Consider the following 8,887-nt stretch of genomic DNA (forward strand, 5'->3'; position numbering starts at 1 on the left):
TCGCTATAAAGCGGGGTTCCGCCATCGCAATTCAAAAGAAAAGTTTCATGTCGGCATTGAGCCGAGATAGCTACATATTCGGAAATTAAGGCTCTTAACTATTATCCTGCAAAGGGTTTGGTAATTTGCTACTTCTTTGTACTTAACACCGTTATAGACAACGGAAAATCAAGCCTTTTGAGCCACTATTTCCGTTTTCGTTCTTATCTCGGCTCAATGCCCAGAGGATATTTACAACCATTTCAATGGTAAGCCGATTAATTTTGATGCGTAAATTTATGTGTTTGCTAATAAAATAACATTGATATATTTACTAATTGGCATTTATATTGAAAATACTTGTATTTTTGAGAAAAACGTAAGTAAAAAATAAATGCCCTGTTTTTTTTCTGATATTATTCCTAAAAATGCAGATCCGGCTTACACGATTATTAGGGATGACCCAAAATATTCGGATGATAAAAAATTTATTGAAGAAATAATGATTGACTGTTGCTGTACCCTTTTACTCTTTTTCTTCAGCAAAAAGACCTTACTTACTGCGCCTTTGGAGTTCTTTAATTCTGTTCTGCGCTTTTTGAGCATTGAATATTTCTCCCTTTTTCTGAAACAGAGGGACTGCATCCTGATAATTTTTAATAGCTTCCGGTATATTGCCTAGTTCAGAGTTGATATCTCCCAAGCTGAAGTGGGCAGATGCCTTACCAAAATAATTAGCCGCAGGATTGACTACTCCCCAGTTCTTGTTGATAGCAATTCCCTGAGTAAAATCCCTAAGCGCTCCCTTCCGATCAGCATCTGAGAAGTAGCGGGCAAGTCCCCGGTAATAATAGGCAATAGCTAGGTCAGACTTGAAATTGATTGCCTGCTTGAAATTTTGAAAAGCAGGTCGAAATTCGCCCAACGAATAGTGAACAAAACCTCTATTGAAATAGGCAGAGGCAACACCATAGTAGTTAGTATCAGGATTGTCTGTCCCCCAGTTTTTGTTAATTTGAATTGCTTGAGTGTAATCCGCGATCGCGCCCTGGTTATTTCCTTGCTTTTGTTTGTTGAATGCCTGATCATACAAGTCCAATGAACTAATCTTGGTTGAGTAAGATGAAGTAGGACTGGCAATTGATGCAGGTGATTTAATTGGTTGATCGCGGGATGATGTTACCCTCAAATAAGCTACTAAAGCCAGAGAAGTAGCAATGCTTACGCCAATAAAGAGTTTAAGGTTTCTTAGAAATGTAACAGAAATAGCCGACATCCTTGGAAGCCTAATTCTAGGTGGCGTAGGAGTTTCAGCAAGGCTTGCGGCTAGGACTTTGTTTGACGGGTTGACAGGTGTTACATCTTCACTGCGGAAGGAAGTTTGAGCCGGAATCACTTCCCCCGGTTCACTTGAAGGTTGGATTACTTTTTTCTGGGAAGTAATTTGAGCTTCAATTAGGGCAATGTCTTGATCTCTGAGTTCTAAAACTCGTTGTAAGTGTTTTAACTCGTTTTGAGTGTCGCTACAGAGAGAATGCTCACGCCCAATCGCCTCAACTAAAACTTGCTCATAGCGCTGCAATCTTTTCTGGTACTCTTGGTAAGGTTTAAGCACCTCATCTTCAATTGCCGCAGCAACTTCAGGTAGCAGTCCCAGCCCATCTCGTAGGGCATCTAAGGTATTACGCCCTACGACAGAAATCATGCCACGAATGGCAAAATGCTCAACTTCTTTGCGATACCTTAGCTTTGGATCTTCGATGGGTGCTTGAGAAAGACGGATCTTGTAGCCTTCTTTGACGGCATAAATTTCTGGTTTCATTGCTGGCGCAGCTTCTTGAACTTTCCCTTTGGCATACTCATGCAACTCATCAATTGAAACTACACCATCATTATCGATATCTGCTGCTCCAGTCGCAATTCCCTCGACTAGATAACGAGTGTAAGTCGAAAGGTCTGATCCCTCCTGCTCGAAGGAATACTGGGTGGAAGTCGAAGACGTAAGGACAGCCCGTCCTTCTCCTCCCAGTTGGCTTTTAACATCTACAGAACCGTCATCCTTAGCTAACCAACCTTCAGCAAATGCTCCACTAAAGCAACAATCCAGAATTATAACTTGTCGCTTAGAGCGGCTATTGCTCATAATGTCTTGCACAAAACTGGCTGGAACTGCTGTTGCTCGAATCAGTTCCCCCTGTGGGGTTTTACGAGTCATGCGAGTAGCTAAGTGCAGCTTACCGTTGTCGTCTTTGATGCCATGACCAGAGAAAAACAGCAGTACTAGATCGTCTTTCTTGCGAGCTGAAAACAAGATTTCAATTGCTTCCTGCATCTCCTGAGGCTTAGGATTTAACAACATTTTAACTTCATCAAACCCACCCACGTCGGCCTGCTGTAATACTCGCCGCATTGCCTCTATGTCTCTGGCAGATCCAGGCAGGGGGGTCAAACCAGGTTCGTAATCGCTGACCCCGATCACCAGTGCCATCTTAGCCATTCTTGACCTCCTATATCGAAATAACCAAAAGCTGTGAAGCAGTGGCTGTTACTATCGAATGTATTTGCAGCCATTTAAAATCGGATTTGTCAAAATAATTTCAAATGGGGAAGAAACAATACTTGCCAGAACAGCTTTTGTTGACATAGTGTTTTTAACTCACTACTGTTAGCGCTTATAAGTAGACATTAGCGTACAAAAAACCTTTTTTGGCACGGTGATGCCTTATTAGGGGCAAGTACAGACAATATTGATAGCAATATTGATATCACCTTAAGTCCTGTAACTGTAACGGGAGTCAAAGCGGATCATACCTGTAAAGAGTTACAGCGCTACAATCATAAGCAAGTTTAATCAGCCAACGACGGAATGCGGGTTGTAGCGTTCATGCTTTCGGGCTGATTGATAAGTCTGGGTTAACCGGGTGTCATCCCTCACGACATATTAGGCTTTTTGGTCGCTTAGATTGTGTTACTAACATTTGTTTGCGAACTAACTGATGGCAAAACTATAGTCAAGGAGATTGCAAGTGAAAGACGGAGTATTTTTTCATCATCAAGAGGATGTTTACGATTGGGAGGGGAAACCACTCAATCCAGAGATTCGTAGTGCGATCACTGTAAATAATATTGTGAGAGTTTCGGTAAAGCATAGTTCTGGTTATTCCGAGGGGATTTACGTGCAAATCACCACAGTGGACGGTTCGGATTTGGTCGGAATTGTCCAAGATACTTACCGCCAATTTTTTGAAGGGGAAACAATATACGTTGAAAATGGCGAGTCAATCTGCTTCTCGCGTGCCTCCATAATAGAAGTGCCTTTAAATTGGGATGGGAATGAGAATCTATTTGATGCCGTCAACTCCTGACTTCACGTTCACCAAACACCACACCGCCAGGACTAATCACCCAGAATTGCCAGCAATGGGCAGAGCGTATAAAACACCACCAAACAAGGTTAAAAAGCTAATTTTACAAAATTAGCTTTTTATTTTAAGCTAAAAAGCTAAATTAATTAATTGACAAAATTATTAAATTAGCTTAAGTTAATTGGCTAATTTAATAAATTAATGAAAATAGAGATGCTGACAATTACCGTAAGCTCGTTGAGTGGCGGTCAGGGCAAGACGACAACAGCCCTGTTCCTTGGTCGGCTGCTATCACGCCAGGGGTTGACCACCTTGATGCTCGACTCCGACCCGCAACATAATCTGACTACCTATCTGGGGTTCGAGTTATCACCCAACCAACCAACCCTATTGGAGTTTCTCAAAAAAACAGTCGCACCAGAAGACTGCATTTACCCGACTCTAGACAACGACAATCTGTTTCTCATCCCCGCCGATGACCAACTCGATACCGTACAAGATTATTTATCTAACAGTGGAGTAGGTGCAACCTTACTCAAGCGACGATTGGAAACCATCAGCAAGATTTTCCAAGTTTGCATTATCGATGCCCCACCCCAGCGATCGCAAATTTGTTTAACAGTGATTGGTGCAGCAGATTTTTTAATCATTCCCGCAGAAGCATCGGTCAAAGGTTACGGTTCCCTCGTGCGGACGCTCGACTTACTAAGCGGCTTGCGAGATGTCGGAGCCACGAATGCCTCAATCTTAGGTGTACTACCCTTCCGCGATCGCTGGTTTGGTAACACCCAAGCGCAAGAAAGTCGGGCTGCTGTAGATGGAATGCGCGATGAAGTAGGCGAAAAGTTAGTTCTACCTTCAATCCGTGAGTCAGAACGTTACAAGCAGGCCATCAACAAACGTACAACCCTCTCGCAGTTGGGATACACCGACCTGGAATATCCATTTGAAATCTTAATCGATAAAATCCGCACGGATATTGGGAGCAAATAAAAATGTCAGATAACGTACTCAACCAACTACGCAACAAACGCAATCGCCCAACAGTTACACCACGTCAGGATGCGCTTCTGAGGAGAGAACAGCCCCAAGCCCAACCACAAGAGCAAAACTCATTGCCACAACCCACCCCAGTTACAGAACTTGCCAACTCAACTGCTGGCCCATCTGACACACTTGCAGAACTTAAAGCCGAACTCGAAAAATACCCCCAAACTCGGCGACATTCGGCAATCGTTCTAGAAAAAGACCTCGACCAGGAATTGACACGGTTTTGTAAAGAATTAGGCATCACAGTTGAGGTATTTTTAGAAGCTGCCTGGACTGTTGCTAGTACTGACAATGCGCTTACAGAAAAAATTACTACGGAAGCCAAGCGCCGCTACGACCAACGCAAGCGGGTTGGGCATATTAAACGGTTAATCACAATGTTGAGCAACCCTTCAAAGTAAATAATGAGCCTCAATACCCAAAAAGAAGATTTCAGTTACGCTTATGTGTATGCCGTCACTGCAACTGCTGGCTACTCCTTGCAAGCAGCCACACGTAGGTTAGATGATAGCGGCATCGACGCTACAATTACCGTACCAGGAAAACTCAACTCTAAGCGTCTGCCGAGATTTGACGTACAAATTAAATCTACATCCCAAGATGTTAAGAGAGAAACATCCATCAAATACCGACTCAGCGTCAAAAACTATGACGAACTCCGGGAAGACGACCCCTTCGTGCCACAACTATTAATAGTTGTTTTAGTGCCAGAAGAAGTTAGTGACTGGTTATCTCAAACCGAAGAATCCATATCCCTCAAACGCTGCGGTTACTGGCTATCGTTGCGCGGACAACCAGCGATTGATAACAAGACGAACATCACTGTGGAAATTAAGCGTCAAAATATATTTAGCCCCGACGCACTCAAAACCATAATGTCACGCATCGCCGTTGGAGAAACCCTATGACAGCTATCTTCCCGGATGTGGAAAAATTCAAATATATTAACCCGCTAAAAGTAGAAGCTTACTTAGTTGGGCATGGTTGGCAGCAACAGCAGCGTCAAGGTGATAAAGCTGCCATTTGGACTCTAGACGGTTTTGAAATTTTACTTCCCCTCAAACCAGAAATTATCGACTTTTCTCGTCGTATGGCGGAAGTCGTTGAAACTCTGGCCTTGGCAGAAACCAAATCGCAACAGTCAATTTTGGGTGACTTAATTACAAATGCACCCAACACCACCATCCAAGCAGTCGTCACCCACATCGCCACACCCAATGCAGATCACCTCAGTGGCGACATCACCATGCTGGGCATCGTGGTTGATAAACTGCGTCCCATCCACACTGAATTAGCTGACCGTGACTACATCCTGGCACTTAAGGCTTATCAAGAACGCCTGCCAGTTTACTGCACGGGTGACTTAATCAAGGAAAACGGGGTATTCATTCTGAAAAATCCCCATAAATTTCGCCTGGATCATAGTGAATAATGTTCTAACGCCGTGACCAAAGTAGGCTCAGTATTCAAGATTATGAATGATTGCAACTTTTGCCACAGCAAGGCTTATAGCGCAAATGGGTGGAGAGAAAAATAGTTCTCGCAATCCGGGGGGCGTAGAAGGTGTACAGAGAGGCACTTTTGAGGGAGGATTGATTCATTAGCTCTTGATTGACTGCTGTGAACACTCCTGCGATCGCTGACAATTTTAGCCCAGAGTCGCTGGCACTGACAGAGCCTCTGCCCATTACCATGCACCCAGCAGAGGTGTATCTGAACAGTTTAGGTGAAGGTTCGCGGCGCACAATGCGCGAGGCGTTAAATGCGATCGCCCGACTGCTGACCAACGGCAGTTGTGATGCAAGTACTTTGGATTGGCCAAAGTTGCGTTACCAGCATACTGCTGCGGTCAGATCAGTGCTGATGGAAAAATACAGCCCAGCGATGGCTAATAAAATGTTATGTGCGTTGCGGCGGACGCTTAAGGAAGCATGGCGCTTGGGGTTAATGTCCACAGATGAGTATGGACGAGCATCTGATATTGAGTCTGTGCGGGGTCAGAGTTTATTGAAGGGGCGCGAACTGGATGCCGAAGAAATTTCTGCGCTTTGGGATGATTGCATTCAAGATGACTCAACATTAGGAAGGAGGGATGCAGCACTACTGGCAGTTTTGACCGTAGGATTGCGTCGCAGTGAGGTAACTTATCTTGATTTGAGCGATTTTAAGCTGCGTAGTCGGTCACTAACAATACGTGAAGCGAAGGGGCGGAAGGAAAGAATTGTGTATTTACCTGAAGCTGGTGTGCAAGCTGTACTAGATTGGTTGTTGATTCGGGGTAAAGCACCAGGGGCGCTTTTTTATCCTTTAAATAAGGCTAAGAAAATCATACCGAGACGGATGAGTGAGCAAGGTGTGTTACGAGCATTGCAACGGCGAGGGGAAAAAGCTGATGTAGATGCGTTTACACCTCATGATTTTAGAAGAACTTTTATCGGTAATCTATTGGATGCGGGCGCAGATATCGTCACGATAGCGAAACTTGCAGGTCATGCGTCGCCAAGTACGACAAGTAAGTATGATCGGCGTGGGGAAGCAGCGAAGAAACGGGCAATTGATTTGCTTAATGTGCCTTACAGTAGGCGGGATAAGTGAAACCTTCAGTTGAAAAAAGCCAAATATGTCAAATTTGATTGTTGTCACTTTCACCTTCCACCCCAGTTGGCATCGTTCAGGTAAGCAAGTCCCACACTCGAATTGACTAGCACAGGCATGACTGTATAGGAGCGCTGGATTAGGAGAGGCAGCGGAAATGGAGTGGGAGTCCGGGATCAGAATGCTGTCAATAAATTTACTACAGAAGTGCGGAAATTGTTTTGATTTTCTTGTAGCTATATAGTTTATTCATTAATAAATAAAATTATAACCTCTACCAAAAGATAGATTTTTTTCATATTTGTAAAACTTTAATCATCTTTCATGTAAAGATGTTTTCTGTAAGTACATGAACACCGCGTAACTTTTCTCATACTTATATTTAGCAGATTGGACAAATTCATGTAGTTAAGCAAACTGTCTTTGCAATCTTATAGCAGAAAATTTTGCTGTTTATAGTATAAATTTTGCAATCTTATAGCAGAAAATTTTGCTGTTTATAGTATAAATTTTGCTGTGGTTATTATCAAACTGTCATGCTGACTCCAAGTGACAAGTTAACCTAGTCTGGCTTTGTCTTTTAGATGACATCAAGTAGTGACTTGGTTTGGAGATAAACCAGAAAATTAAACCCCAATATGGGGTAATGTTATCGAACCTAATCATTAAGGAAAGTCATGAATATACTCAAGTTCTCCGCCGTAACTCTCATGGTCATCGCAGCGTCGGTTGCCAACGCGCAGTCTACCTACCTCACGGGAGCCAACCTACGAAACGCAATCGAGGGTCAGACGCTTTTCGGCAGCAAATGGGCAGAGTTCTACGAATCCAACGGGACAATCCAAGGAAAAGCCAGCTTTTTGGGTTCGTATACAGGACAGTGGACTGCATATGAAGATCGCATCTGCTACGACTATCCTGGAGAAAACCAAGACACATGCTCTAAACTTACGCTTAGTGGTGACACCATTACTCACTACACTTTATCAGGAGAACTGAAGAAAGACGGCGTGACCCAGAGGAAGCCTGGAAACGCACTGAATGAGTTCTAAGAACTTCGCTGTTCACTGAATATCTCGTTTGAACATAAGCTTTACTGTGTATTACATCGTAAGTTTACTTTGAATGACGATGGTTTACTGTGTAATACACGGAGCAAGGATTAATTAGATTAACGTTTTAGCAACAAGCTAAATGAATATTCTTTAGCACCTAATAGAATCTACCAGTCTTGCAAAGTGTGAGGAGCGAGTTTTAGTCCGTGGTATCTCCTCCAACCATACGAAAACTCAACCTAGATTAATGTTTCAATCGCCGAAAGCCTTTCGGAGCTTTAATTTCTATTAGGAAATAAAGGCTCAAACTTTGATTAATTCAAAAGTTGAGCATTTTGCTTCGATTATTGTTTTCCAAAAGTGATAAAAAAGGGTTAATAGCAGATGCTATCAAGATATGCTGTAGCAGATTTACAATTTTGATTTATAGAAATTGGTTGGAGACTATTTTGCCAAAGCATTCAACTAAATTTTGGATAGGTATATTTTTTATAAGTAGCAGTTATCTGATTAGTGGGGGAGGGATAACCTTATGTGTTTTTCTAGCGTATTCAACAGGCAAGGCAAGTTTTTTATCCGCAAGTGTAATAATATATGCTCTTAGCTGGTTATGGTTTTTACTAGGTATTTATTTAGCTGGCTCAGAAGGTTTAGCTTTTACCAATAGGTTAATAAAAAGAATAAAAAATTAGGGATAATGTCTAGCCGTCTTATGAAAGTTATTGTTTGCATAAGTCCCTATGAAATTAATGCCACCACCTTGGCTCTCATTTCATCACCTAACATAATATAAATAACTTTATGCAAAAGTGGTCGATAATTATAATTTTTTTAATCTCTTGC

General features: G+C 42.6%; 8 protein-coding genes. 7 read left to right on the forward strand and 1 reads right to left on the reverse strand.

Going from position 1 to position 8,887, the window contains the following annotated elements; genetic code table 11:
• Positions 1-532 precede the first annotated feature (532 nt).
• Complete coding sequence (locus tag FD724_RS40040) at positions 533-2,476, reverse strand: caspase family protein (protein WP_179077066.1); 1,944 nt, start codon at positions 2,474-2,476, stop codon at positions 533-535.
• A 529-nt stretch (positions 2,477-3,005) separates the two neighbouring features.
• On the opposite strand from FD724_RS40040, the gene FD724_RS40045 reads away from it, so the two are divergent.
• The 7 genes from FD724_RS40045 to FD724_RS40075 all read left to right on the forward strand — a co-directional run bounded on the left by FD724_RS40045 (position 3,006) and on the right by FD724_RS40075 (position 8,041).
• On the forward strand, positions 3,006-3,344 hold the full coding sequence (locus tag FD724_RS40045; protein WP_179077067.1) for a hypothetical protein: 339 nt from the start codon (positions 3,006-3,008) through the stop codon (positions 3,342-3,344).
• A gap of 213 nt (positions 3,345-3,557) precedes the next feature.
• On the forward strand, positions 3,558-4,337 hold the full coding sequence (locus tag FD724_RS40050) for a ParA family protein (protein WP_179077068.1): 780 nt from the start codon (positions 3,558-3,560) through the stop codon (positions 4,335-4,337).
• Positions 4,338-4,339: 2 nt separating this feature from the next.
• Positions 4,340-4,795 (forward strand): hypothetical protein, encoded by a 456-nt coding sequence (locus FD724_RS40055; protein WP_179077069.1) that lies wholly within the window; start codon positions 4,340-4,342, stop codon positions 4,793-4,795.
• A 3-nt stretch (positions 4,796-4,798) separates the two neighbouring features.
• Positions 4,799-5,302, forward strand: a complete 504-nt coding sequence (locus FD724_RS40060) for a DUF4365 domain-containing protein (protein ID WP_118171818.1) — start codon at positions 4,799-4,801, stop codon at positions 5,300-5,302.
• On the forward strand, positions 5,299-5,826 hold the full coding sequence (locus FD724_RS40065) for a hypothetical protein (protein ID WP_179077070.1): 528 nt from the start codon (positions 5,299-5,301) through the stop codon (positions 5,824-5,826). Before FD724_RS40060 ends, FD724_RS40065 begins: the two co-directional genes overlap by 4 nt.
• Before the next feature lie 188 nt (positions 5,827-6,014).
• Positions 6,015-6,989, forward strand: coding sequence for a site-specific integrase (locus FD724_RS40070; RefSeq protein WP_179077073.1), 975 nt, complete (start codon positions 6,015-6,017; stop codon positions 6,987-6,989).
• Between the two features lie 677 nt (positions 6,990-7,666).
• Complete coding sequence (locus FD724_RS40075; RefSeq protein WP_179077071.1) at positions 7,667-8,041, forward strand: hypothetical protein; 375 nt, start codon at positions 7,667-7,669, stop codon at positions 8,039-8,041.
• Positions 8,042-8,887: the final 846 nt, after the last annotated feature.

The sequence above is a fragment of the Nostoc sp. C057 genome (genome assembly GCF_013393925.1).
Taxonomy (GTDB): domain Bacteria; phylum Cyanobacteriota; class Cyanobacteriia; order Cyanobacteriales; family Nostocaceae; genus Nostoc; species Nostoc muscorum_A.